General features: G+C 57.3%; 20 protein-coding genes. 16 read left to right on the top strand and 4 right to left on the bottom strand.

What is annotated here, in order from left to right; translation table 11 throughout:
* Positions 1-176 precede the first annotated feature (176 nt).
* The 10 genes from iscR to sseB all read left to right on the top strand — a co-directional run bounded on the left by iscR (position 177) and on the right by sseB (position 8,002).
* Entirely contained in the window at positions 177-668 is a 492-nt protein-coding gene (gene iscR / locus G6Q29_RS13645) for a Fe-S cluster assembly transcriptional regulator IscR (RefSeq protein WP_165466013.1), read from the top strand.
* A 117-nt stretch (positions 669-785) separates the two neighbouring features.
* Positions 786-2,000 carry a cysteine desulfurase gene (gene iscS, locus G6Q29_RS13640; protein ID WP_003860663.1) on the top strand — a complete coding sequence of 405 codons (1,215 nt, stop codon included), beginning with the start codon at positions 786-788 and terminating at the stop codon, positions 1,998-2,000.
* Positions 2,001-2,024: 24 nt separating this feature from the next.
* Positions 2,025-2,411, top strand: coding sequence for a Fe-S cluster assembly scaffold IscU (gene iscU, locus G6Q29_RS13635; protein ID WP_003860661.1), 387 nt, complete (start codon positions 2,025-2,027; stop codon positions 2,409-2,411).
* 13 nt (positions 2,412-2,424) lie between these two features.
* Positions 2,425-2,748, top strand: coding sequence for an iron-sulfur cluster assembly protein IscA (gene iscA, locus G6Q29_RS13630; RefSeq protein WP_003860659.1), 324 nt, complete (start codon positions 2,425-2,427; stop codon positions 2,746-2,748).
* 76 nt (positions 2,749-2,824) lie between these two features.
* The gene (gene hscB, locus G6Q29_RS13625) at positions 2,825-3,340 is read left to right on the top strand and encodes a co-chaperone HscB (RefSeq protein ID WP_003860657.1); all 516 of its coding nucleotides are present in this window, start codon (positions 2,825-2,827) and stop codon (positions 3,338-3,340) included.
* Positions 3,341-3,354: 14 nt separating this feature from the next.
* Positions 3,355-5,205 (top strand): Fe-S protein assembly chaperone HscA, encoded by a 1,851-nt coding sequence (hscA, locus tag G6Q29_RS13620; protein WP_165466012.1) that lies wholly within the window; start codon positions 3,355-3,357, stop codon positions 5,203-5,205.
* A gap of 1 nt (position 5,206) precedes the next feature.
* The gene (gene fdx / locus G6Q29_RS13615) at positions 5,207-5,542 is read left to right on the top strand and encodes an ISC system 2Fe-2S type ferredoxin (protein ID WP_003860652.1); all 336 of its coding nucleotides are present in this window, start codon (positions 5,207-5,209) and stop codon (positions 5,540-5,542) included.
* 1 nt (position 5,543) lies between these two features.
* On the top strand, positions 5,544-5,744 hold the full coding sequence (iscX, locus tag G6Q29_RS13610; RefSeq protein ID WP_003860650.1) for a Fe-S cluster assembly protein IscX: 201 nt from the start codon (positions 5,544-5,546) through the stop codon (positions 5,742-5,744).
* A 53-nt stretch (positions 5,745-5,797) separates the two neighbouring features.
* Complete coding sequence (pepB, locus tag G6Q29_RS13605) at positions 5,798-7,084, top strand: aminopeptidase PepB (RefSeq protein WP_023331086.1); 1,287 nt, start codon at positions 5,798-5,800, stop codon at positions 7,082-7,084.
* A 141-nt stretch (positions 7,085-7,225) separates the two neighbouring features.
* The gene (sseB, locus tag G6Q29_RS13600) at positions 7,226-8,002 is read left to right on the top strand and encodes an enhanced serine sensitivity protein SseB (RefSeq protein WP_165466011.1); all 777 of its coding nucleotides are present in this window, start codon (positions 7,226-7,228) and stop codon (positions 8,000-8,002) included.
* 17 nt (positions 8,003-8,019) lie between these two features.
* Here sseB and G6Q29_RS13595 read toward each other — a convergent pair whose 3' ends face one another.
* From G6Q29_RS13595 to G6Q29_RS13580, 4 genes are all read right to left on the bottom strand, one after another.
* Complete coding sequence (locus G6Q29_RS13595) at positions 8,020-8,790, bottom strand: MurR/RpiR family transcriptional regulator (RefSeq protein WP_165466010.1); 771 nt, start codon at positions 8,788-8,790, stop codon at positions 8,020-8,022.
* The gene (gene sseA / locus G6Q29_RS13590; RefSeq protein ID WP_165466009.1) at positions 8,790-9,635 is read right to left on the bottom strand and encodes a 3-mercaptopyruvate sulfurtransferase; all 846 of its coding nucleotides are present in this window, start codon (positions 9,633-9,635) and stop codon (positions 8,790-8,792) included. Before sseA ends, G6Q29_RS13595 begins: the two co-directional genes overlap by 1 nt.
* 90 nt (positions 9,636-9,725) lie before the next feature.
* Positions 9,726-11,093: a 6-phospho-alpha-glucosidase gene (locus tag G6Q29_RS13585; RefSeq protein WP_165466008.1), complete on the bottom strand. Its 1,368-nt coding sequence runs from the start codon at positions 11,091-11,093 to the stop codon at positions 9,726-9,728.
* A gap of 12 nt (positions 11,094-11,105) precedes the next feature.
* Positions 11,106-12,650 (bottom strand): PTS transporter subunit EIIC, encoded by a 1,545-nt coding sequence (locus G6Q29_RS13580; protein WP_165466007.1) that lies wholly within the window; start codon positions 12,648-12,650, stop codon positions 11,106-11,108.
* 286 nt (positions 12,651-12,936) lie between these two features.
* On the opposite strand from G6Q29_RS13580, the gene G6Q29_RS13575 reads away from it, so the two are divergent.
* The 6 genes from G6Q29_RS13575 (at position 12,937) to G6Q29_RS13550 (ending at position 24,958) form a co-directional block, all read left to right on the top strand.
* Positions 12,937-17,889, top strand: a complete 4,953-nt coding sequence (locus tag G6Q29_RS13575; RefSeq protein WP_165466006.1) for an alpha-2-macroglobulin family protein — start codon at positions 12,937-12,939, stop codon at positions 17,887-17,889.
* Between the two features lies 1 nt (position 17,890).
* On the top strand, positions 17,891-20,218 hold the full coding sequence (gene pbpC / locus G6Q29_RS13570) for a peptidoglycan glycosyltransferase PbpC (protein ID WP_165466005.1): 2,328 nt from the start codon (positions 17,891-17,893) through the stop codon (positions 20,216-20,218).
* 88 nt (positions 20,219-20,306) lie between these two features.
* The gene (locus tag G6Q29_RS13565) at positions 20,307-22,685 is read left to right on the top strand and encodes a DMSO/selenate family reductase complex A subunit (protein WP_347564188.1); all 2,379 of its coding nucleotides are present in this window, start codon (positions 20,307-20,309) and stop codon (positions 22,683-22,685) included.
* Positions 22,682-23,311: a DMSO/selenate family reductase complex B subunit gene (locus G6Q29_RS13560; RefSeq protein WP_165466003.1), complete on the top strand. Its 630-nt coding sequence runs from the start codon at positions 22,682-22,684 to the stop codon at positions 23,309-23,311. Before G6Q29_RS13565 ends, G6Q29_RS13560 begins: the two co-directional genes overlap by 4 nt.
* The gene (locus G6Q29_RS13555; RefSeq protein WP_165466002.1) at positions 23,304-24,083 is read left to right on the top strand and encodes a dimethyl sulfoxide reductase anchor subunit family protein; all 780 of its coding nucleotides are present in this window, start codon (positions 23,304-23,306) and stop codon (positions 24,081-24,083) included. The genes G6Q29_RS13560 and G6Q29_RS13555 overlap by 8 nt, the downstream gene beginning before the upstream one ends.
* Complete coding sequence (locus tag G6Q29_RS13550) at positions 24,083-24,958, top strand: 4Fe-4S binding protein (protein WP_165466001.1); 876 nt, start codon at positions 24,083-24,085, stop codon at positions 24,956-24,958. Before G6Q29_RS13555 ends, G6Q29_RS13550 begins: the two co-directional genes overlap by 1 nt.
* Positions 24,959-25,044: the final 86 nt, after the last annotated feature.

Genomic DNA, 25,044 nt, shown 5'->3' with positions numbered 1-25,044 from the left:
AAGCATAGCGCCGCCGGGCAAAAGGATACGGCACAGAAGGTTAAATACCTGACTAAAACAGTCAAGTAAATAGTTGACCATTTTAGTCAGGAATGTCAGACTTGGCCCTGCTATGCAATACCCCCATTTTACAATAAAAAACCCCGGGCAGGGGCGAGTTTGAGGTTAAGTAAGACATGAGACTGACATCTAAAGGGCGTTATGCCGTGACCGCGATGCTGGACGTTGCGCTCAACTCCGAAGCGGGCCCGGTTCCGTTGGCTGATATTTCTGAACGACAAGGGATCTCCCTCTCTTACCTGGAACAGCTGTTCTCCAGACTGCGTAAAAATGGACTGGTGTCCAGCGTTCGTGGCCCGGGCGGCGGTTATCTGCTGGGTAAAGACGCGGGCAGTATTGCGGTTGGCGAAGTGATTAGCGCGGTTGACGAATCCGTTGACGCGACCCGTTGCCAGGGTAAAGGCGGCTGCCAGGGCGGCGATAAATGCCTGACCCACGCGCTGTGGCGCGATCTGAGCGACCGTCTGACCGGCTTCCTGAACAACATCACCCTGGGTGAACTGGTTAACAACCAGGAAGTTCTGGATGTCTCTGGTCGTCAGCATAGTCAGGATCCACAACGCAGTACCCGCACACAGGACGCTATCGACGTCAAACTGCGCGCGTAATTAAAAAGATAAGTATTCAGAATCAGGCCGGGGTGGACACATCCCGCGTACTCGGTCGTACATCCAGCCGGTTGCCTGATTCCTTGCATTGAAGCGATGTACGGAGTTTATAGAGCAATGAAATTACCGATTTATCTCGACTACTCCGCAACCACGCCGGTGGACCCGCGTGTTGCCGAGAAAATGATGCAGTGTCTGACCCTGGACGGAAACTTTGGTAACCCAGCTTCCCGTTCACACCGTTTTGGCTGGCACGCTGAAGAGGCGGTTGATATCGCCCGTAATCAGATTGCTGACCTGGTCGGTGCCGACCCGCGTGAAATTGTTTTCACCTCCGGTGCGACCGAATCCGACAACCTGGCGATCAAAGGTGCAGCCAACTTTTATCAGAAAAAAGGCAAGCACATTATCACCAGTAAAACCGAACACAAAGCCGTGCTGGACACCTGCCGTCAGCTGGAGCGTGAAGGGTTCGAAGTGACTTACCTGGCGCCCCAGAGCAACGGGATCATCGACCTGAAAGAGCTCGAAGCGGCGATGCGTGATGACACCATTCTGGTTTCCATCATGCACGTTAACAACGAAATCGGCGTGGTACAGGACATCGCTACCATCGGCGAAATGTGCCGCGCGCGCGGTATTATCTACCACGTAGATGCGACCCAGAGCGTGGGCAAACTGCCTATCGACCTGAGCCAGCTGAAAGTGGACCTGATGTCCTTCTCCGGCCACAAAATCTATGGTCCGAAAGGGATCGGCGCGCTGTACGTTCGTCGTAAGCCACGTATCCGCATCGAAGCACAGATGCACGGCGGCGGTCACGAGCGCGGCATGCGTTCCGGTACGCTGCCTGTTCACCAGATCGTGGGCATGGGCGAAGCGTACCGCATTGCGAAAGAAGAGATGGAAACCGAGATGGCACGCCTGCGCACGCTGCGTAACCGTCTGTGGGACGGCGTGAAGGACATGGAAGAAGTGTATCTGAACGGCGATCTTGAGCAGGGCGCACCGAACATCCTCAACGTCAGCTTCAACTATGTTGAAGGCGAATCGCTGATCATGGCCCTGAAAGACCTGGCGGTTTCTTCCGGTTCTGCCTGTACGTCTGCGAGCCTCGAGCCATCCTACGTGCTGCGCGCGCTGGGCATGACTGACGAGCTGGCACACAGCTCTATCCGTTTCTCTTTAGGTCGTTTCACTACCGAAGAAGAGATTGACTACACCATCAAGCTGGTTCGCAACTCCATCGGCCGTCTGCGCGACCTTTCTCCACTGTGGGAAATGTTCAAGCAGGGCGTGGATCTGAACAGCATTGAATGGTCACATCACTAATCGGTACATAAGGAGAATTCCATCATGGCATACAGCGAAAAAGTCATCGATCATTACGAAAACCCGCGCAACGTTGGCTCTTTTGACAACAGCGACGAATCTGTTGGTAGCGGCATGGTCGGTGCACCGGCGTGTGGCGACGTGATGAAGTTGCAGATTAAAGTCAACAATGAAGGTATCATTGAAGACGCGCGCTTCAAGACCTACGGCTGCGGTTCTGCAATTGCGTCCAGCTCCCTGGTTACCGAATGGGTGAAGGGCAAGTCTCTGGACGAAGCACAGGCAATCAAGAACACGGATATTGCTGAAGAACTCGAACTGCCACCGGTGAAAATTCACTGTTCTATTCTGGCAGAAGACGCGATCAAAGCCGCTATTGCGGATTATAAAAGCAAACGTGAAGCAAAATAATTGAGGTTTGAGTATGTCGATTACCCTTAGCGACAGCGCTGCCGCGCGAGTAAGCTCTTTTCTGGCGAACCGTGGTAAAGGCTTTGGCCTGCGACTGGGCGTACGTACCTCCGGCTGTTCTGGTATGGCTTACGTACTGGAGTTTGTTGACGAGCCGGCGTCTGATGACACCGTGTTTGAAGACAAGGGCGTGAAGGTGGTGGTCGATGGCAAAAGCCTGCAATTCCTCAACGGCACTCAGCTGGACTTCGTTAAAGAAGGCCTGAACGAAGGGTTCAAATTCACGAACCCGAACGTCAAAGACGAGTGTGGTTGCGGCGAAAGCTTCCACGTTTAACCGCGCGTCATCCGAAACCCCACCGTGGCTTTGCTGCGCGTGGGGTTTGTTCTAACAGGCTACCCCTGAGATTGTTATGGATTACTTCACTCTCTTCGGACTACCCGCTCAATACCCGATCGATCTTCAGGCGCTGACGGTTCGTTTCCAGGATCTCCAGCGTCAGTACCATCCGGATAAATTCGCCAGCGGGACGCAGGCAGAGCAGCTGGCTGCGGTATCACACTCCGCAACCATCAACCAGGCCTGGCAAACGCTGCGTCATCCGCTGGCGCGTGCAGAATATCTGCTCTCGCTCCACGGTTTCGATCTGGCGAGCGAACAACATACCGTTCGCGATACGGCGTTTCTGATGGAGCAGCTGGAGCTGCGCGAAGAGCTGGATGAGATTGAACAGGCCAAAGACGAAGCGCGCCTGGAAAGTTTTATCACGCGCGTGAAGGGCATGTTTGATACCCGCCATCAGCAGATGGTGGAGCAACTGAACAACGAGACCTGGGACGTGGCGGCAGACACTGTGCGCAAACTCCGTTTTCTCGATAAACTGCGAAGCAGTGCTGAACAACTCGAAGAAAAGCTGCTCGATTTTTAATTTCGGAAGCAATTATGGCCTTATTACAAATTAGTGAGCCTGGCTTAAGTGCCGCACCGCACCAGCGTCGTCTGGCGGTGGGGATTGACCTGGGCACCACCAATTCTCTCGTGGCGACCGTGCGTAGCGGCCAGGCGGAAACGCTGGCTGACGAGCAGGGGCGCCATCTGCTGCCTTCCGTGGTCCACTACCAGCAGCAGGGTCACGCGGTCGGGTTTGATGCCCGCGCTAACGCCGCGCGCGATCCGGCCAATACAATCAGTTCGGTTAAGCGCATGATGGGCCGCTCGCTGGCTGATATCCAGGCCCGCTACCCGCATCTGCCGTATCAGCTTCAGGCCAGCGAAAACGGCCTGCCGATGATTGCAACCGAGGCCGGTCTGCTGAACCCGATCCGTGTTTCTGCGGACATCCTGAAGGCGCTGGCAGCGCGCGCTACAGCGACGCTCGGCGGCGATCTCGACGGCGTGGTGATTACCGTTCCGGCCTATTTTGATGATGCACAGCGTCAGGGCACCAAGGATGCAGCCCGTCTGGCGGGCCTGCACGTGCTGCGCCTGCTGAATGAACCGACGGCGGCGGCGATTGCCTACGGCCTCGACTCCGGTCAGGAAGGGGTGATTGCAGTTTACGACCTGGGCGGCGGGACGTTTGATATCTCAATCTTGCGCTTAAGCCGCGGCGTGTTCGAAGTGCTGGCGACCGGCGGGGATTCCGCGCTGGGCGGCGATGACTTCGATCATCTGCTGGCGGATTACATTCGCGAGCAGGCCGGTATTGCCGATCGCAGCGATGCGCGCGTCCAGCGTGAACTGCTGGATGCGGCCATCGATGCCAAAATTGCCCTCAGCGATGCGCAGACGGTTACCGTGAACGTGGCGGGCTGGCAGGGTGAAATCTCCCGCGACCAGTTTAACGATCTGATCGCACCTTTGGTTAAACGCACCCTGCTGGCCTGCCGTCGCGCATTGAAAGATGCGGGCGTTGAGGCTGACGAGGTGCTGGAAGTGGTCATGGTCGGCGGCTCTACCCGCGTGCCGCTGGTGCGCGAACGTGTAGGTGAGTTCTTTGGCCGCACGCCGCTGACCGCCATCGATCCGGACAAAGTGGTCGCCGTAGGCGCCGCTATCCAGGCCGATATTCTGGTCGGCAACAAGCCGGACAGTGAAATGCTGCTGCTGGACGTTATCCCGCTGTCCCTTGGTTTAGAAACCATGGGTGGCCTGGTGGAGAAAGTCATCCCGCGTAACACCACCATTCCGGTGGCGCGCGCGCAAGAGTTCACCACCTTTAAAGACGGCCAGACTGCGATGTCCATCCACGTCATGCAGGGCGAACGCGAGCTGGTGCAGGACTGCCGCTCTCTGGCGCGCTTTGCGCTGCGCGGTATCCCTGCATTACCGGCGGGCGGGGCGCATATTCGCGTCACCTTCCAGGTGGATGCCGACGGCCTGCTCAGCGTCACGGCGATGGAAAAATCCACCGGCGTGGAATCGTCTATTCAGGTTAAGCCGTCCTACGGCCTGACCGATGGCGAAATCGCCTCCATGATTCAGGACTCAATGAGCTACGCCGAGCAGGATGTGAAGGCGCGTATGCTGGCGGAACAGAAAGTGGAAGCCGCACGCGTGCTGGAGAGCCTGACCGGGGCACTCAATGCCGATGCCGCGCTGTTAAGCGCCGCTGAGCGTCAGGTGATTGACGAGGCTGCCGCGCACTTAAGCGTCGTCGCCATGGGCAATGACGCTGACGCAATAGAAGAAGCCATTAAAAACGTTGATAAACAAACCCAGGACTTCGCCGCTCGCCGCATGGACAAATCTGTCCGCGTCGCGCTGAAAGGCCAGTCCGTGGACGAGGTTTAATATGCCAAAGATTGTTATTTTGCCTCATGCGGACCTCTGTCCGGATGGCGCTGTTCTGGAAGCGAAGACCGGTGAAACCATTCTCGATGTTGCCCTGCGCGCAGGTATCGAAGTGGAACACGCCTGTGAAAAATCCTGTGCCTGCACCACCTGCCACTGCATCGTGCGTGAAGGTTTCGACTCTCTTGCTGAGAGCACCGAAGACGAAGACGACATGCTGGATAAAGCATGGGGTCTGGAGCCAGACAGCCGCTTAAGCTGCCAGGCCGCGGTGACCGATGAAGATCTGGTCGTGGAATTCCCACGCTACACCATCAACCACGCACGCGAGCATTAATATGGGACTGAAGTGGACTGACAGCCGTGAGATCGGCGAAGCGCTCTACGACGCGAACCCGGATCTCGATCCGAAAACCGTACGATTCACCGACATGCACCAGTGGATCTGCGATTTAGAAGATTTCGACGACGATCCAAACGCATCCAATGAAAAAATTCTGGAGGCGATTCTGTTAGTCTGGTTAGATGAAGCAGAGTAAATCACTTAACGGGCTGCCTTCAGGCGGCCCGTTTGCTAATAAGGATAAATAAAATGACCGAAGCGATGAAGATTACGCTCTCTACGCAGCCTGCCGACGCGCGCTGGGGCGAGAAAGCCAGCTACAGCATCAACAACGACGGCATTACCCTGCACCTGACGGGCAACGATGATTTGGGCCTGATCCAGCGCGCCGCGCGCAAAATTGACGGCCTGGGCATCAAACATGTCTCGCTGGAAGGCGAAGGCTGGGACACCGACCGTAGCTGGGCGTTCTGGGCGGGCTACAAAGGGCCGAAAGGCACCCGCAAAATTGAGTGGGCGAACCTCGACGAAGCCGGTCAGAAAGAGCTGGAAAGCCGCCTGCAAATCATCGACTGGGTGCGCGACACCATCAACGCCCCGGCGGAAGAGTTAGGTCCTGAGCAGCTTGCACAGCGCGCCGTTGACCTGCTGTGCGGCGTGGCGGGTGACAAAATGTCCTACCGCATTACCAAAGGTGAGGACCTGCGCGAGCAGAACTATATGGGCATCCACACCGTAGGCCGAGGCTCTGAGCGGCCTCCGGTCCTGCTGGCGCTGGACTACAACCCAACCGGCGATAAAGAAGCGCCTGTCTTTGCCTGCCTGGTCGGGAAAGGCATTACCTTCGACACCGGCGGCTACAGCCTCAAGCAGAGCGCGTTCATGGACTCCATGAAGTCCGACATGGGCGGCGCGGCAACCATTACCGGCGCGCTGGCATTTGCGATTACCCGCGGCCTGAACAAGCGCGTGAAGCTCTACCTGTGCTGCGCGGACAACATGGTGAGCGGCAACGCCTTCAAGCTGGGCGACATCATTCGCTACCGCAACGGTAAAAACGTTGAGGTGATGAACACCGACGCCGAAGGCCGTCTGGTGCTGGCCGATGGCCTGATTGATGCGTCCGCGCAGAAACCAGAGCTGATCATCGACATGGCGACGCTGACCGGCGCGGCGAAAACCGCCCTGGGGAACGACTACCATGCGCTGTTCAGCTTCGACGACAAGCTGGCCGCACGTCTGCTGGCAAGCGCTGCCGCAGAGAACGAGCCGTTCTGGCGTCTGCCGCTGGCCGAATTCCACCGCAGCCAGCTGCCGTCTAACTTTGCCGAGCTGAACAACACCGCGAGCGCGGCGTACCCGGCGGGGGCAAGCACTGCCGCAGGCTTCCTGTCTCACTTCGTTGAGAATTATCACGAAGGCTGGCTGCACATCGACTGCTCCGCAACCTATCGTAAAGCGGCGGTTGAGCAGTGGTCCGCGGGCGCGACCGGTCTGGGCGTGCGTACCGTGGCGAATCTGCTGACGGCTGAGTGATCTTTTTTGCCGGGTAGCGCTAAGCTTACGCGCGCCTTCGGAGTCATCGTATTGCCCGGCGGCGCTGCGCTTGCACGGGCCTACGGTTTTGTAGGCCGGGTCAGCGAAGCGCCACCCGGCGTTTTTTGAAGTAGCCAAACTATGTCAGAAACCAAAAACGAATTAGAAACCTTGCTGGAGCAGGCGGCGACTGAACCCGCCCACCGTCCGGCATTTTTCCGCACGTTGCTGGAATCCACCGTCTGGGTGCCGGGCACCGCAGCGGAAGGGGAGCAGGTTGTCGAAGACAGCGCGCTGGATCTGCTGCACTGGGAGAAAGACGACGGCACGTCGGTGATACCGTTCTTTACCTCGCTTGAGGCCTTGCAGGAAGCGGTAGAAGACGAACAGGCGTTCGTGGTGATGCCGGTGCGCACGTTGTTCGAAATGACGCTGGGGCAGACGCTGTTCCTCAATGCCAAACTGCCGACCGGGAAAGAGTTCACCCCGCGTGAAATCAGCCATCTGATGGGTGAAGAGGGCAACCCGCTCAGCACTCAGGAAGTGCTGGAAGGGGGCGAAACGCTGCTGCTGTCTGAAGTGGCTGAGCCGCCTGCGCAGATGATCGACTCCCTGACCACGCTGTTTAAAACCCTCAAGCCGGTAAAACGCGCGTTCCTCTGCTCCATTAAAGAGAGCGCTGACGAACAGCCCGTGCTGCTGATTGGTATTGAGGCCGACGGCGATATTGAGGAGATCATCCAGGCGGCGGGCAGTGTGGCGACCGACACGCTGCCGGGCGATGAGCCAATTGATATCTGTCAGGTGAAGAAAGGTGAGAAGGGCATTAGCCACTTTATTACCGAGCACATCACTCCGTTCTACGAGCGTCGCTGGGGCGGTTTCCTGCGCGATCTCAAGACCAACCGCATTATCTGATCGCGGCGGGGTGAGCTTCACCCCGTCGCTTCCAGCAGCAGTAAATCCATCAGCAGCACCAGATTCGACTCAAACGACGTCACCCCTGCGGCTTCGGCGGCGAAGTGTACCGCTTCGTCATAGAGGGCAAAGTGCACGTCCGCCATGCCTGCCAGCGTATTGGCCGACGCGCGGGTAAAGGCGACGATTGTCATGCCGACGTTTTTGGCAATCCGCGCTTTATCCAGCACCTGCTCTGTTTCGCCGCTGCGCGAAACGGCAATAAACACCTGATAACGCGCGGCGTTGCTGAGGAATATATTCCGGCTGTCCCCCGGTCCGGAGATAAACGCCGTTTTTCCCAGCACCTGCAACTTCTTGGTCAGGTACTCTGCAAAAAGATAGGAAAAACCGGCGCCATAGAGAAAGAAACTCTCTTTCTGGCGCAACAGATTGGCAAACTGCTGGCGTTTTTCCTGGGTAACCCACTGGAAGGTGTGCTGATAGTTGGCAATGAACTGAGCAAAAAGCGCGGGCAATTCTGTACGTTGCTCAGGCTGCACGGTGATATGTGGCGTATCAGAAAGCAGCTGTTTGCAGTGCCAGATAAGCTCGCTAAAGCCGCTGAAACCCAGCTTCTGGCACAGCCGCATAATCGTTGCGGTGGAAACAAATGTCGCCTGCGCCAGCTCACGCACCGTGATGTTGCCCACCAGCAACGGATGCTCCGTGAGATGGGCGAGGACACGATACTCCGCACGGGTCAGCGACGATCCGCGCGTTAACAGCGTAGCGAGGCGATTATCCATTATTTCGCCGGTTCAATCGGCAAATCGTCCCGTGCACCCCATTCACTCCAGGCGCCGTCATACAGAGTCACGTCATTCGCACCAAGGGTTGCCAGCGCCAGAATCACCACGCAGGCCGTCACGCCGGAGCCGCAGCTGGCAATAACCGGACGATGTAAATCAACACCCGCACGTTCAAAGATAGTGCGCAATTCATCGGTGGTTTTCAGCTCGCCTTCAAACACCAAATCGCTCCACGGCACGTTCAGTGCCCCTGGAATATGGCCCCGCCTCAGACCCGGACGCGGTTCATCCGCTTCAGCGTTGAAGCGTGGTGCGGGGCGGGCATCGACGATTTGCGCCGTCTTTTCATGGCTCACGACCAGCACATCGGTCAGGCGCTTCACCACGTGCGCGTCAAACGACGCGTCGAAATCCCCTTCCGGCAGCGAGACGTCACCCTGCTGAAGCGGTAGTTCGTCACGCTTCCACCCTGCAAGCCCGCCCGCCAGAATCGACACTTTTTCCACGCCGAAGTTTTTCAGCATCCACCACGCGCGCGGCGCGGAGAAGAGATTGCCTTCATCGTAAATAACAAGATGTTTATCTTTGCTGATGCCCAGCTCGCGCATCGCCACGGAAAACGCTTCCGGACGCGGCAGCATGTGCGGCAGGGGAGAGTTGCGATCGGAGAGGGCCTCGATATCAAAATATACCGCGCCAGGCAGATGGCCGGCACGGTATTCACCGGGAACATCGCGATGCTCCTGGCCCGGAGGGGCCATCCGCGCGTCAATAATCTGAACTTCCGGGTCGTCGCCGTGCTCAATTAGCCAGTCGGCGGCGACAAAATATGAGGTGGACATGGGTTGCCTCCATTCTTTTCCGTAAAAAAGGATTGTCGGTGTTTTTTCTGACACCGACAAGCTAACCACGTTCAACTCGCGAGCAAGCCCCTATTTTTTCACCGCTTCGCCCTCCTGCCAGGCCTTTTGCAGTGCGGGCCAGTAGTCGCAGTTGGCTTCGATCATCTCATCCAGAATCGCTTTCGCGTGCTCCATGGTCGGTACGGTGCGGTTCAGGGTGAATGCCTGCAACGCTTTCTCATAGCTGCCTTCAATGGTTGCCTCCACCAGCAGCTGTTCTGAGGCGAGCTGCTGTTGCAGCAGGGTCTGGTGAAACAGTGGCACTTGACCGATGCGAATCGGCTCCGGCCCTTCGGAGGTAATATAGGCAGGTACTTCCACCACGGAATCGTACGGCAGGTTGGTAATCGCCCCGCGGTTTTCCACCATCACCAGATGACGTTGGCGCTGGTTGAACGCCAGTGAACAGGCGACATCGACGATAAATTCGCCGTGAACACCTACGTGGAAGGCGTCCGGTAAGATCCCGCTGCGCTGGTACTCTTCGGCGGCGGCAAACAGCTTTTTCTCACGCCCGTTCATCACTTCATTGGCGCGGGTATAGTCGGGGTTCTGATGCTCCACAATCTGGTTCGGCATCAGGTAGTACTGTAGATACGGGTTCGGCAGGTACTCCGGGAAGTTATCCATAATCGGCTTGATGTTGCGCCAGGTTTTCACCCACGACGGATCTGAGTGCTGCGGGTCGGTTTTCGCGGCATCTTCCGTCAGCAGGCCAAACTTCGCGATATGTTTACGCAGCTCGGGCAGCTTATCTTCGCCGTCCACCAGTACGCGGGTAAACCAGCCGAAGTGGTTGAGGCCAAAATAGTCCACCTCCAGTTTATGACGATCCACGCCCAGAATGGCGCCCATATTGCGCATTGCGGCCACCGGCATATCGCAGATGTTCAGCACGCGTGCGTTGGGACGCAGGCGACGCACGCCCTCAGCCACAATCGCCGCCGGGTTGGAGTAGTTCACGATCCACGCCTTTTCGTGCGCGTAGCGTTCCACCCGATCGATCAGCTCCACCATCGGCAGGATCGTACGCAGGCCATACGCCAGCCCGCCGGGTCCGCAGGTTTCCTGGCCGACCACGCCGTGGCGCAGCGGAATTTTTTCATCCTGCTCGCGCATTTTGTATTGTCCGACGCGCATCTGAGCAAAAACAAAATGCGCGCCGCTGAAGGCCACTTCCGGATCGCTGGTGACGGTGAATTTGATGCTCTGGCTGTGGTCGCGAATAACCTTCTCCACCACGGGCGCAATGGTGTTCTGGCGCGCCTCGTCGATGTCATACAGGCGGATCTCTGCCAGGGGGAAATCGTGCAGGCGTACCATCAGGCTTTTCACAATACCTGGCGTGTAGGTGCTACCGCCGCCGGCAATCGACAGAATAAATGGGGGTGTAAACATCTTTAGCTCCTTTCAGAGAAACGTCTCAACGGCTTCTCGCATTTTTTTGACATGCAGCCCGTAGACCACCTGAACGTTGTTACCTTGTTTGATAATCCCTTTCGCGCCGGTCGCTTTCAGGCGCGGTTCGTCGATGATGGCGACGTCCTTCACCGTGACGCGTAAGCGGGTGTAGCAGTTATCCACTACCTCTATATTTTCCCGACCGCCCAGACCCACCACGATTGATTCGCCCAGCCCGTCGTTATTGCCCTTCGCCTGGTACTCCTGCTTGCTGTAAAGGCGCGTCTTCTGGTCCTCATCTTCACGGCCCGGCGTTTTCATGTTGAAACGCAGGATCAGGAAGCGGAACACCACGAAATAAAGGGCGAACATGATCAGCCCGACCACGATGTACATGGGCCAGTTGGACTTCTCCGTACCGAGCGGCAGGTTGTAGAGGATGAAATCGATAATCTCGTTGGCGCCGATGGCGTGAACGCCAAACAGCGAGAACAGCATCATGCCGATGCCGGTCAGCACCGCATGCACCACGAACAGCAGCGGGGCGACAAACAGGAAGGAGAATTCAATCGGCTCGGTTACGCCGACCAGCAGCGAGGTCAGCGCCGCCGGGATCAGAATGGCTTTCGCAATCGCCTTACGCTCTGGCTTCGCGGTCATGTACATCGCCAGCGCGGCGGCAGGAAGGCCGAACATCTTGCTGATGCCGCGCGCATCCCACACCACGGTACTGCTGAGCTGCTTCACGTCCGGGCAGGCCATCTCGGCGAAGTAGATATTGCGCGCGCCCTGATAAACCGTACCGCACACCTCCTGCGTACCGCCCAGTTCGGTATACAGGAACGGCGTATACACCAGATGATGCAGGCCCGTCGGCACCAGTATGCGTTCAAGGAAACCGTAGATCGCCACGCCAAACGGACCGGACCCTTTGATTGCCAGCGCCAGGGCGCTTATTCCATGCTGTGCGTACGGCCAGAGTTCGCTCATGATCACGCCGAGCAGCATAGAGACAGGCAGCATCACAATCGCAACAAAGCAGTGACCGGAGTAAATCGCCATCGCGCCGTTAAACTGGACACCGGAATATTTGTTGTACAGATAACCGGAGAGCGCCCCGGTCAGGATCCCGGCGAAAACGCCCATTTCCAGCACCTGGACGCCCAGCACCATGCTTTGTCCGGCGGCTTTCATCTGTTCCGCAGGGGCCAGTTCTCCCTGAAGCTGTAACGTCACGTTCATGGCATTGATAAACACGATAAAAGTTACCAGCCCAATCAGCGCCGCGTAGCCTTTGTCTCGGGTTGCCAGCCCAATGGGGATCCCGACGGCAAACACCAGCGCCAGGTTGACCAGCACCGACACGGCAGACCTGGCGATCAGCTGGCCGACACTCTGGATCAGCGGGTGGCCGAGAAAAGGCAGATACTCGGCCAGATTGCCGTTACCGAGCACATTTCCAAAGGCGATAAACAGGCCGACGATGGGTAAGATAAGTACAGGTCCGTAAAGTGATTTTCCGAAATTTTGTAGGGCGTTCACGGCTCGTTTCATGGCTTTCTCTCTTATTGAACCGCGCACTCGGGGTGCGTCATGGTCATAAAACTAGCAGGCCTGATGCGAGCTTATCCAGCTATCTTCTTGTTTTAAAAACAAATGACGCGAAAGGTAACATGTTACGTTATGCGCTGTGATCGCCGTTCCATCACGGTGTAGCGGCGTAATGCCATTCTGCGAGGCGCTTTCCAGATTATAAAATTGGACTTTTTGTATTAACGAAACTTGCGGATAATACTTATCCGGACGACGACCAACAGGCCCCTCAGGCCAGGGACATAGGATGAAACCGTTTCGCTTAGCCGCGATCTCTCTCGCGCTTCTCACCACCTTTACGCTTGTCGGCTGTGATAATAGCGACGACAAACCTCAGGCCGCTGCCCCCGCAGCGTCTACTGCATCAGAACAGAAAACCCCGGCAAAACCGGATCCTGAAACGCTGGCGAAGATGGCCGCGCAGAGTCAGGGTAAGGCGTTGACGCTGCTGGATGCCTCTGAAGTGCAACTCGACGGCGCCGCGACGCTGGTTCTGACCTTCTCGGTACCGCTGGATCCCAGCCAGGATTTTGCGAAAACGGTACATGTGGTGGATAAAAAAAGCGGCAAAGTGGACGGGGCATGGGAGCTTGCCCCCAATCTGAAAGAGCTGCGCCTGCGCCATCTGGAGCCAAACCGTAATCTGGTCGTCACCGTTGAACGCGGCCTGAAGGCGCTGAACAAAGAGACGTTCGGAATTGACTATGAGAAAGCCCTGACAACGCGAGATGTAGAACCGACGGTCGGATTTGCCAGCCGCGGATCGCTGCTGCCGGGTAAAGTGGTGGAAGGGTTGCCGGTGATGGCGCTCAACGTCAACAATGTAGACGTGAACTTCTATCGCGTGAAGCCGGAGTCGCTGGCCTCGTTTGTCAGCCAGTGGGAGTACCGTAACTCGCTGACTAACTGGGAATCTGACAACCTGCTAAAGATGGCGGAACTGGTCTACACCGGCCGTTTCGACCTTAACCCGGCGCGCAACACGCGTGAGAAACTCCTCCTGCCGCTCAAAGATATTAAGCCGCTCCAGCAGTCTGGCGTCTATATCGCCGTGATGAATCAGGCTGGTCACTACAACTACAGTAACGCCGCGACGCTCTTTACCTTAAGTGATATTGGGTTGTCCGCGCACCGTTATCATAACCGCCTGGACATCTTCACCCAGAGTCTTGAAAACGGTGCGGCGCAGTCAGGCGTGACCATTACCCTTCTGAACGATAAAGGGCAGACCCTGGCCGAGGCGAACAGCGACGCCGATGGTCATGCGAAACTGGAAACCGATAAAGAGGCCGCGCTGATCCTGGCCAGTAAAGATGGCCAGACCACGCTGCTTGACCTCAAACTTCCTGCGCTGGATCTGGCGGAGTTTGATATCGCCGGTAACCCGGGCTACAGCAAGCAGTTCTTTATGTTTGGCCCTCGCGATCTCTATCGTCCGGGTGAAACGGTGATCCTTAACGGTCTGCTGCGCGACAGCGACGGAAAACCGCTTCCCGAGCAACCGGTAAAACTTGACGTGCTGCGTCCGGACGGACAGGTGGCGCGGACGGTCGTTGTGCAACCTGAGAACGGACTCTATCGCTTTAATTATCCACTTGATAGCGGTGCTCAAACCGGTATGTGGCATATTCGCGCAAATACGGGCGATAACCAGCAGCGCATGTGGGATTTCCACGTCGAAGATTTTATGCCTGAACGTATGGCGCTGAATCTGAGCGGGCAAAAAACGCCCGTTTCCCCGCAGGAGGATGTGGACTTTAACGTTGCGGGCTATTACCTGTATGGCGCGCCCGCTAACGGCAATTCTCTGCAAGGCCAGCTTTTCCTGCGTCCGCTGCGTGACGCGGTGCCTGCACTGCCTGGCTTCCAGTTCGGTGATATTGCAGAAGAGAACCTGAGCCGCAGCCTGGATGAAGTGCAGCTTACGCTGGATGAACAGGGGCGCGGGCAGGTTACCACCGAAAGCCAGTGGAAAGAGGTGCACTCGCCGCTGCAACTGATTTTGCAGGCCAGCCTGCTGGAATCAGGCGGGCGTCCGGTAACGCGACGCGCTGAGCAGGCTATCTGGCCTGCGGCTGAACTTCCGGGGATCCGCCCACAGTTCGCCAGCAAGGCCGTTTACGACTACCGTACCGATACCACCGTCAATCAGCCGATTGTCGATGAAAACGGCAACGCCAGCTTTGACATCGTCTATGCCGATGCCAGCGGGGCAAAAAAAGCGGTATCCGGTTTGCAGGTGCGTCTGGTCCGCGAGCGTCGCGACTACTTCTGGAACTGGTCCGAGAGTGAGGGCTGGCAGTCTCAGTTTGATCAAAAAGATCTGGTTGAGGGCGAGCAGGAGCTAAACCTCAAGGCCGATGAAACCGGTAAAGTCACCTTCCCGGTGGAGTGGGGCTCATACCGTCTGGAAGTGAAAGCTCCTGATGACATGGTCAGCAGCGTGCGCTTTTGGGCGGGGTACAGCTGGCAGGATAACAGCGATGGCACGGGCGCTGCTCGCCCGGATCGCGTGACGCTGAAACTGGATAAGCCAGCCTATCAGCCAGGCGATACCATCAACCTGCATATTGCAGCGCCAGCAGCAGGCAAGGGCTATGCCATGATCGAATCAAGCGAAGGGCCGCTGTGGTGGAAAGAGATCGACGTGCCTGCAAACGGTCTGGATCTCGCCATTCCGGTGGATAAGGCCTGGAAACGTCACGATCTCTACCTCAGCACGCTGGTGGTTCGTCCTGGCGATAAATCCAAATCCGCCACGCCAAAACGGGCGGTTGGCCTGCTGCATCTGCCAATGGGGGACGAAAATCGTCGCCTGACCATCGCACTGGATAACCCGCAAAAAATGCGTCCGAACCAGACGCTTTCTGTGAAAGTGAAAGCCAGCGTAAAAGAGGGGGCTGTGCCACAGAAGGTGAACGTACTGGTCTCGGCTGTCGATAGCGGCGTGCTGAACATTACCGACTACGTCACGCCGGATCCGTGGGAAGCTTTCTTCGGTCAGAAGCGCTATGGCGCGGACATCTATGATGTTTACGGCCAGGTGATTGAAGGTCAGGGACGTCTGGCCGCACTGCGCTTTGGCGGAGACGGCGATGAACTGAAACGCGGCGGTAAGCCACCGGTGAACCATGTCACCATTATTGCCCAGCAGGCGCAGCCGGTTACGCTTGATGCCAACGGCGAAGGCACCATCACGCTGCCGATTGGCGATTTCAACGGCGAACTGCGTCTGATGGCGCAGGCCTGGACTGAAGACGATTTCGGCAGCAGCGAAAGCAAAATCATTGTGGCGGCTCCGATTATCACCGAGCTTAACGCGCCGCGATTCCTTGCAAGTGGCGATACCTCTCGCCTGACGCTGGACCTGACTAATCTGACGGACCAGCCGCAAACGCTGAATGTGGCATTGACCGCGACCGGTAAATTGTCGCTGGAAGGCGCTCAGCCGCAACCGGTTCAGTTACCGCCGGGAGCACGTACCACTCTGTTTATTCCGGTGCGCGCGCTGGAAGGCTATGGTGATGGGGAAGTGACTGCTCAGGTGACGGGACTTCAGCTCCCTGGTGAGACGTTTGCGCCGCAGCAGAAGAGCTGGAAAATTGGCGTGCGTCCCGCATTCCCGGCGCAAACGGTGAATACGGGCACGATGCTGAACCCTGGCGAATCCTGGAGCGCGCCAGCACAGCATATCGACGGTTTCTCGCCTGCCACGCTACAGGGGCAGCTGTTGCTCAGCGGTAAACCACCTTTGAACCTGGCGCGCTACATTCGTGAACTTCAGGCCTATCCATATGGCTGCCTTGAGCAGACCACCAGCGGCCTGTTCCCGTCGCTTTACACCAACGCGGCACAGCTGAAGGCGCTGGGCATTAAAGGCGACACCGACGATAAACGCCGTGCTGCCATTGATATCGGGATCTCCCGTCTGCTGCAAATGCAGCGTGACGATGGCGGTTTTGCCTTGTGGGATAAAAACGGCCCGGAAGAGTACTGGCTGACCGCATACGTCACGGACTTCCTGGTGCGGGCGGGGGAACAGGGCTACAGCGTGCCTGCCGAGGCGGTGAATAACGCCAACAGCCGACTGCTGCGCTATTTGCAGGATCCGGGGATGATGTCCATCCGCTACAGTGACGACACCCAGGCCAGCAAATTTGCTGTCCAGGCATATGCTTCGCTGGTACTGGCGCGTCAGCAAAAAGCGCCGCTCGGTGCGCTGCGTGAAATCTGGGATCGCCACGCTCAGGCTGCTTCCGGGCTTCCGTTGATGCAGCTGGGCATGGCACTCAAACTGATGGGGGATGTACCGCGCAGCCAGCAGGCGCTGGAGCTGGCTCTCAAAACTCCCCGTAACGACAGCCGAAACTGGATGGCGGATTACGGCAGCCAGCTGCGTGATAACGCCCTTATGCTCTCCCTGCTGGAAGAGTACAAGCTGCTGCCGGATGCGCAAAACAGGCTGCTGAACGCGTTATCTGAAGACGCGTTCAGCCAGCGCTGGCTGTCAACCCAGGAGAGCAATGCGCTGTTCCTGGCCGGACGTTCACTGCAAACCTTGTCAGGCGCGTGGCAGGCAACGACCACCCTCTCTGAACAGACCCAGAGCGGTGATAAAGCGCAGGTAGAAAACCTGAACGGCGACCAGCTTGGTGCGTTGCAGGTGACGAATACCGGCACTACGCCGCTGTGGGTACGACTGGACACTACTGGCTATCCGGAGTATGCGCCTCAGCCATCCTCTAATGTCTTGCAGATTGAACGTCATATCCTGGCGACAGATGGCAGCAGCAAGTCGCTCTCTTCTCTGAAGAGCGGTGAACTGGTTCTGGTATGGCTGGAAGTGAAGGCCAGCCAGAACGTGCCGGATGCGCTGGTGGTGGATCTGCTCCCGGCAGGTCTGGAGCTGGAAAACCAGAATCTGGCGAGCAGCAGCGCCAGCTTGCAGGACAGCGGCAGTGAAGTGCAAAACCTGCTGAATCAGATGCAACAGTCTGATATTCAGCACATGGAATTCCGCGACGATCGCTTTGTGGCCGCTGTGCCGGTCAATGAAGGTCAGCCGGTCACGCTGGTTTACCTGGCCCGTGCCGTTACGCCGGGAACCTACCAGGTGCCTGTTCCGATGGTCGAGTCCATGTACGTTCCGCAGTGGCGGGCAACGGGGGCGGCCAGTGGCCCGCTGATCGTTGTTCCGTAAGATGCGGATAGCACGCCTGATTCGCTCCCGCTGGCTATGGCTGACGGGAGCGCTTCTCGTTTTAGGGGGGCTGATTGTCGTCGCTGACCGCGTGTGGCCGTTGCCCCTGAAAGAGGTCAACCCTGCGCGAGTGGTGGTGGATGAGCAGGGCGTCCCACTGTGGCGTTTTGCCGATAGCGAAGGTATCTGGCGTTATCCTGTTAGCGTTGAGGACGTATCCCCGCGCTATCTGGAAGCTCTGATCCAGTATGAAGATCGCTGGTTCTGGGAGCACCCGGGCGTTAATCCGCTTTCTGTACTACGTGCCGCCTGGCAGGATCTCACCTCCGGGAGAGTGGTTTCTGGCGGGAGCACGCTTACCATGCAGGTGGCGCGCCTGCTGGATCCGCATCCGCGCACCTTTGGCGGCAAAATTCGTCAGCTTTGGCGGGCGATGCAGCTGGAGTGGCATCTCTCCAAGCGTGAAATCCTGACGCTGTATCTTAACCGTGCCCCGTTTGGCGGCACGTTGCAGGGCGTGGGTGCGGCAAGCTGGACTTACCTGGGAAAACCGCCGTCACAGTTGAGCTATTCCGATGCAGCGCTGCTGGCGGTGCTGCCGCAGGCACCAAGCCGTCTTCGCCCGGATCGCTGGCCGGAACGTGCCGAAGCGGCACGGAACAAAGTGCTCGACCGCATGCTGACGCAGGGTGTCTGGTCAGAGAAGCAGGTTAAAGAATCCCGTGAAGAACCCGTCTGGCTCGCTCCCCGGCAGATGCCGCAGCTTGCGCCGCTCTTTTCACGAATGATGCTGAGTAAAAGCCGCGACATAAAAATAGTCACCACGCTGGACGCCGCCTTGCAACGACAGCTTGAAGAACTGGCAATGAACTGGAAATCGCGCCTGCCTGCCCGCAGTTCTCTGGCGATCATCGTCCTGGATCACACGTCCATGAAAGTGCGTGGCTGGGTAGGTTCGGTAGATATCAACGATGACAGCCGTTTTAGCCACGTGGATATGGTTAATGCGATCCGATCCCCGGGATCGGTCCTTAAGCCCTTCATTTATGGCATGGCGCTGGACGATGGCCTGATCCATCCCGCCTCGTTGCTTCAGGATGTTCCAAGAAAAACGGGGGATTATCGTCCCGGCAACTTTGACAGCGGCTTCCATGGGCCGGTCAGTATGAGCGAAGCCCTGGTGCGTTCCCTCAACCTGCCTGCGGTGCAGGTCCTGGAAGCGTTCGGCCCAAAACGATTTGCCGGAATGTTGAGCAACGCGGGATTACCGCTCATTCTCCCTGCGGGAGCGCAGCCCAACCTCTCCCTGATCCTGGGGGGCGCAGGGGCACGCCTGGCTGATATCGCGGCTGCCTATAGCGCCTTCGCGCGTCAGGGTAAGGCGGGCCGGCTGCGTTTACAGCCGGGCGATCCGCTCATCGAACGTCCGCTGTTGTCGCAGGGTGCGGCGTGGATCATTCGTCGCATTCTCGCCAATGAAGCACAGCCTCTGCCGGACAGCGCGCTGCCCCAGATTGCCCCGCTGGCGTGGAAAACTGGCACCAGCTATGGCTACCGGGATGCATGGGCCATCGGGCTCAATGCCCGGTATGTCATCGGTATCTGGACCGGACGCCCGGACGGCACGCCCGTCGCGGGGCAGTTTGGTTTCGCCAGCGCGGTACCGCTCCTTAATCAAGTGAATAACATGCTTCAGTCCCGCTCAATGGTGGACGAGGCGCGTCTGCCGCGCGATCCGCGGCCTGCAAGCGTAGGACGGGGTGTGATTTGCTGGCCGGGCGGCCAGTCCTTGCCTGAAGGGAGCGAAAACTGTCGGCGTCGGTTGTCAACCTGGCTGCTGGAAGACAGTGAACCGCCTACGCTGCTGCTGCCTGAACAGGAGGGTATTCGCGGGATCCGTTTCCCGGTCTGGCTGGATAAAGAAGGTAAACGCGTCGCGGCGGATTGCCCTGATGCGACAGAGAAAGTGCTGGATGTCTGGCCGCTGCCGCTGGAGCCCTGGCTGCCTGTTGTCGAAAAACGGGCTGCTCGTCTCCCCGCCCGTTCCGAGGTTTGCCCCCCGCGGGATAACCACAATGCAGCACCGCTGATGTTGTCAGGCGTCAGAGAAGGGGCGGTAATTAAACGTCTTCCAGGTGAGCAAAATATTAATCTCTACGTTTCAACCAGCGGCGGGGAGGGGCAACGATGGTGGTTTTTGAATGGCGAACCGCTGGACCGGCATCAGAAGAATTATTCACTGCAATTATATTTGCCGGGTAAATATCAATTACTTGTATTGGATGAAACAGGACAATCGGCGACAGTGAATTTTGAATTAGATCGCTAAGTGTTACTCCTGAAGAGTTAGCTTGATAATTATCAATATTCATTCCTGAAAAAAAACGAGAATGCGTTTTTATTTTCTGGAACGAGCAATGAAAAACAATAAACATCAGGGAGAGGGAATTATACCCGCCCTATCCCGGCGTCAGTTTATTCAGGCAGGTTCGGCGCTCGCCGCCCTGCCGTTTGTCGTCAAAACCGGCAAAGTGCAGGCGCAAGACACGGCGGTAACAGACGCCACGCCTGAAGAAAAAGTGGTGCAAACCTGTAGCACGTTTGACTGTGGCGGTAAGTGTGACATTCGTGCTCACGTCAGTGAAGGCGTCGTGACCCGAATTTCAACGCGTCCGGATAATGCGCTTGATCCGCAGATGCCAGTGATGCGCGCCTGCGTTCGTGGTCGGGCTTATCGGAAATTTGTTTATCATCCCGATCGACTGAAATATCCAATGAAACGTGTAGGTAAACGTGGCGAAGGAAAATTCGAGCGTATTACCTGGGATGAGGCCACCACCCTTATTGCGGATCGCTTAAAAACGATTACGCAAAAATACGGTGCGGCTTCACGCTATGTTCATGTGGGCACCGCCGTGTCCGGCGGGACCTTTTCCGGCGATAAAATGGTTCGTCGTCTGCTCAACTTAACCGGCGGCTATCTCGAAAGCTATCACTCGGTCAGTATGGGCAATACGGCGGCGGCAACGCCGTATACCTACGGCACCGCTGCCAGCGGCAGCTCTCTGGACACGCTGCTGGACACTAAACTGGTCATCCTCTGGGGGCATAACCCGACGGAAACGATCTTCGGGCACAGCAACCACTTCTACCAGAAGATGAAGCAAAACGGCACCCGCTTTATCGTTGTCGATCCGCGCTATTCAGACACGGTTTCTTCCCTGGCCGACCAGTGGATCCCGCTCCTTCCCACAACAGACAACGCTCTGATGGACGCGATGATGTACGTGATCGTTACTGAAAACCTGCACGATCGCGACTTCATTCAGCGCTATACCCTGGGCTTTGACGAAGCATCAATGCCTGAAGGCGTTCCGGCCAATGAATCCCTGATGGCTTACCTGAGCGGGGCAAAAGATGGTGTGGCGAAAACCCCCGAGTGGGCAGAGAAAATTACCCACATCCCTGCACAAACTATCCGTCAGCTGGCGCGCGACTACGCAACCACCAAACCCGCCGCCCTGATCCAGGGCTGGGGCCCGCAGCGTCATAACTGTGGCGAGCGCACCGCGCGCGGCTCAACGCTACTGGCGACGTTGACGGGTAACGTCGGCGTAAAAGGCGGCTGGGCAGCAGGCTATGGCGGCTGCGCTAACCGCAAATTTGCGGCCGGACCCGAAATGCCGGATAACCCGGTAAAAGCCAAAATATCGGTGATGAACTGGGTGCAGGCCGCCGACGATGCTTCTCAGGTGACGGCGGATGTCGGTCTGAAAGAGGCTGACAAGCTGGACAGCAATATCCGCATCCTGTTCTCGCTGGCCGGCAATTACCTGGCTAACCAGAACCCGGATCTCCATCAGGCGACCCGCGTGCTGGAAGACGAGTCGAAAATCGAATTTATTGTCGCAAGCGATCTGTTTATGACGCCGAGCGCCAGATACGCCGATCTTCTCCTGCCGGAAACCAGTTTTATGGAACGCTGGAATATCGGCGAAACCTGGGGCACCGCGAGCTATCTAATCCTGTCAGAAAAGCTGATCGAGCCTGAGTTTGAGCGCCGTTCGGATTACGACTGGCTGCGGGAGGTTGCCGTGAAGCTTGGCGTCGAGCCAGCGTTCAGCGAAGGGCGTGACGAAAAAGCGTGGATTGAGCACATCTGGGAGCAGACGCGGCTGTCCATGCCGGATGAAAACCTGCCGGACTTCGCGACGCTACAGAAGACGCGTCAGCATCTTTTCAAAAGCGCGCCGTACGTTGCCTTTGAAGACAACATTCGCGATCCGCAGAATCATCCGTTCCCGACGCCGTCCGGTAAAATTGAGATCTTCTCGAAGCGTCTGTACGACATGCATCACCCGGAAATTCCGGCGCTGTCGCACTACGTGCCCGCGCATGAAGGGCCGGAAGATGAACTGGCGAAAACCTTCCCGCTTCAGCTGATTACCTGGAAAGGGAAAAACCGCGCCAACTCTACCCAGTATGCCAACCCGTGGTTAATCGAAGCGCAGCAGCAAAAGTTGTGGATTAACCCGCAGGACGCGCAAAAGCGCGGTATTGCACAGGGCGATACCGTGCGCATCCATAACGCGCGTGGCATCTGTGAAATCCCGGCAGAAGTGACGCCGCGCATTATTCCGGGCGTTGTTGCCATGCAGGCGGGTGCCTGGTGGCAGCCGGATGAGCAGGGTGTTGATAAAGGCGGCTGCGCGAACGTCCTCAGTTCCGCCCGCATTACCGCACTGGCAAAAGGGAATTCTCATCAAACCATGCTGGTGGAGGTAGCAAAAGCATGAGTCAGTTTAAACACTACGCGCCGGTGAGCGATAAACAGCTGGGTTTTTATATCGACTCCTCCCGCTGTTCGGGCTGCAAGGCCTGCCAGGTGGCGTGCAAAGATAAAAACAATCTTGAGGTCGGACGTCGTTTCCGTCGCGTTTATGAAGTCAACGGCGGGAGTTTTATCCCGACCGGGCAGGGCGGCGTCAGCAACAACGTTTTTGCCTACACGCTCTCTATTTCCTGTAACCACTGCGCAGATCCTATCTGCACCAAAAACTGCCCGACCACCGCGATGCACAAGCGGCCGGGTGACGGCATCGTGCGCGTCGATACAGACAAGTGCGTTGGCTGCGGTTACTGCGCGTGGTCATGTCCTTACGGCGCGCCACAGCTCAACGAGCAGACAGGGCAGATGTCGAAATGCGATTTTTGCGTGGATCTCCAGGCAAAGGGGGAGCAGCCTGTCTGCGTGGCAACCTGCCCACTCGAAGCGATCAAATTCGGACCCATCGATGAACTTCGGCAAAAATACGGCGCGGTTTGTGATGTGAATGGCTTGCCCGACTCCTCCATCACAAAACCGAACCTGGTAGTCAAAGCGCATCAGGGTGCAGAGAAAGAGGGGAAGCGTCATGCATGAGTTACCGCTGCTGATTTTTACGCTTTTCCTGCAAGGATCGGTTGGCGTTACGCTGTGGCTGGCGTTCGGAAGCTCGCAACGCAGCGTGCTGTTGCCTGCTGCCGGGGCGTTTGTGCTGGCGAGCCTGGGGCTGCTTGCCTCCGCGCTGCACATGGGCTATCCGCTTAATGCTTTCAACGCGCTGCGCCACGTCTCCAGCTCCTGGCTGAGCCGTGAGATTATCTTTGCCAGCCTTTACCTTGCGTCACTAGGCCTCGCCACGCTGCTGATGTTTGTCAAAAAGCCAGGCTGGAAACCGCTGTTGGTTGTGGCAGGTCTGATCGGTTTAGTCGATGTATTCTGCATGGCGCAGATCTACATGCACGCATCCGTGGTGACATGGCAGCACGTTAACACTCTGGTGCTGTTTATCGGTTCGGTAGGGATTATCGGTTCAGCCTGCATGGTCGTTGGGACGTGTTCCCAAACTACAGTGCGTGCGGCGGTAGTCATTATTTCGCTGCTGGTGCTTGTGCGTCTGCTAATGCAGCCCGTCTGGCTGGCAGATATTACGGCCATGGACAACACCGTGGTGACGTTCCCTCACGCACCGTTACAGATGCTGGAGCAACTGCGAACCGTGCATCTGCTGAGCTGGTGCGTATCCGTTGCGGGTATGCTGAGCTTTGCTGCGGGCGGCCTGAAAGCGGCGCGATCGCCCATGCTGCTGGGAAGCGCGTTGCTGATTGTCGGTGAGCTGATGCTGCGCTTCGTTTTCTTCAGTATTGGCTGATGGGCGGATTGACCTTTGCCCCGGCGATGGACGTGACGCATGCGTGCGTCCGTCGCCGTTTTCGCCACTCTTCCTGCCTCGCCTGCGCGGACGTCTGTCCTGTGCAGGCTTTTTCTTTTACCGACTCAGGCGTCTCGGTTGATGACAGCCGCTGTATTGAATGCGGTGACTGCCTGTTCGTTTGCCCCGCAGGTGCCATCACCGGCATCACGCCGCGAAAACGCTTTCTGTGTGGCGATACGCTTGTTGGACCGTTTACTGACCGTGCGCCAGGGGTGAATGAGCTGCTGCTCTGGCACGCGCAGTACCACGTTCGTTTTATCAGTATCGAGGCGGAGCAGAATCCTGACTGGTTGCTGGCGATTGCCCGGCTGAATCTGGCGCTTCGTCGACGCGGTGAAGCGGCGTGGGCGTTTAAACATATACCCGTCAACAAAGTTAATACCGCCCGGCGTGCGCTTATGCACGTTCCCCGTGAGGATGTCCGGGCCTGTAGCGTCGTGCCCGGTCAGCGTGAGCTGCGCAGGGCGTTTCCTGCGTTTAGTAAGGCAGAGATAACTCTTGATACTGGATCCTGCGTACTGTGCGGCGCGTGCTGGCGGAGTTGTACGGAAAACGCGATTCGGTTTGAGAACGCGGAACTGGTACTGAAAACCGGAGGCTGTACGGGGTGCGGCGGCTGCGAAGCGGTATGCCAGCATGCGGCGATAAACGTGACGCAAACAGAAGGAACAGCGAAAAGCGTGACCATACCGGCATATGAAGCCGTTTGCCTGACGTGCCACCGTCATTTCTGGTCATTTGGTCCTGATGAAAAGCAGTGTCCGCTCTGTTTTCACCATCAGTACGGTATGCGAAATCCGGCCTGTTGCTAATCTTCGTCTCATTTTAAAAAAATGTTATGCATAACCATAGGCAATGGCGCTATTGCTCTTTATAATCCGCGCCACACCATACTCAG

Origin of the sequence: Enterobacter cloacae (assembly GCF_011078175.1) — a bacterium.
GTDB classification, from domain to species: domain Bacteria; phylum Pseudomonadota; class Gammaproteobacteria; order Enterobacterales; family Enterobacteriaceae; genus Enterobacter; species Enterobacter cloacae_Q.
Note: the sequence above shows the minus strand (reverse complement) of the source record. Positions and strands in the feature narration are given on the sequence as shown.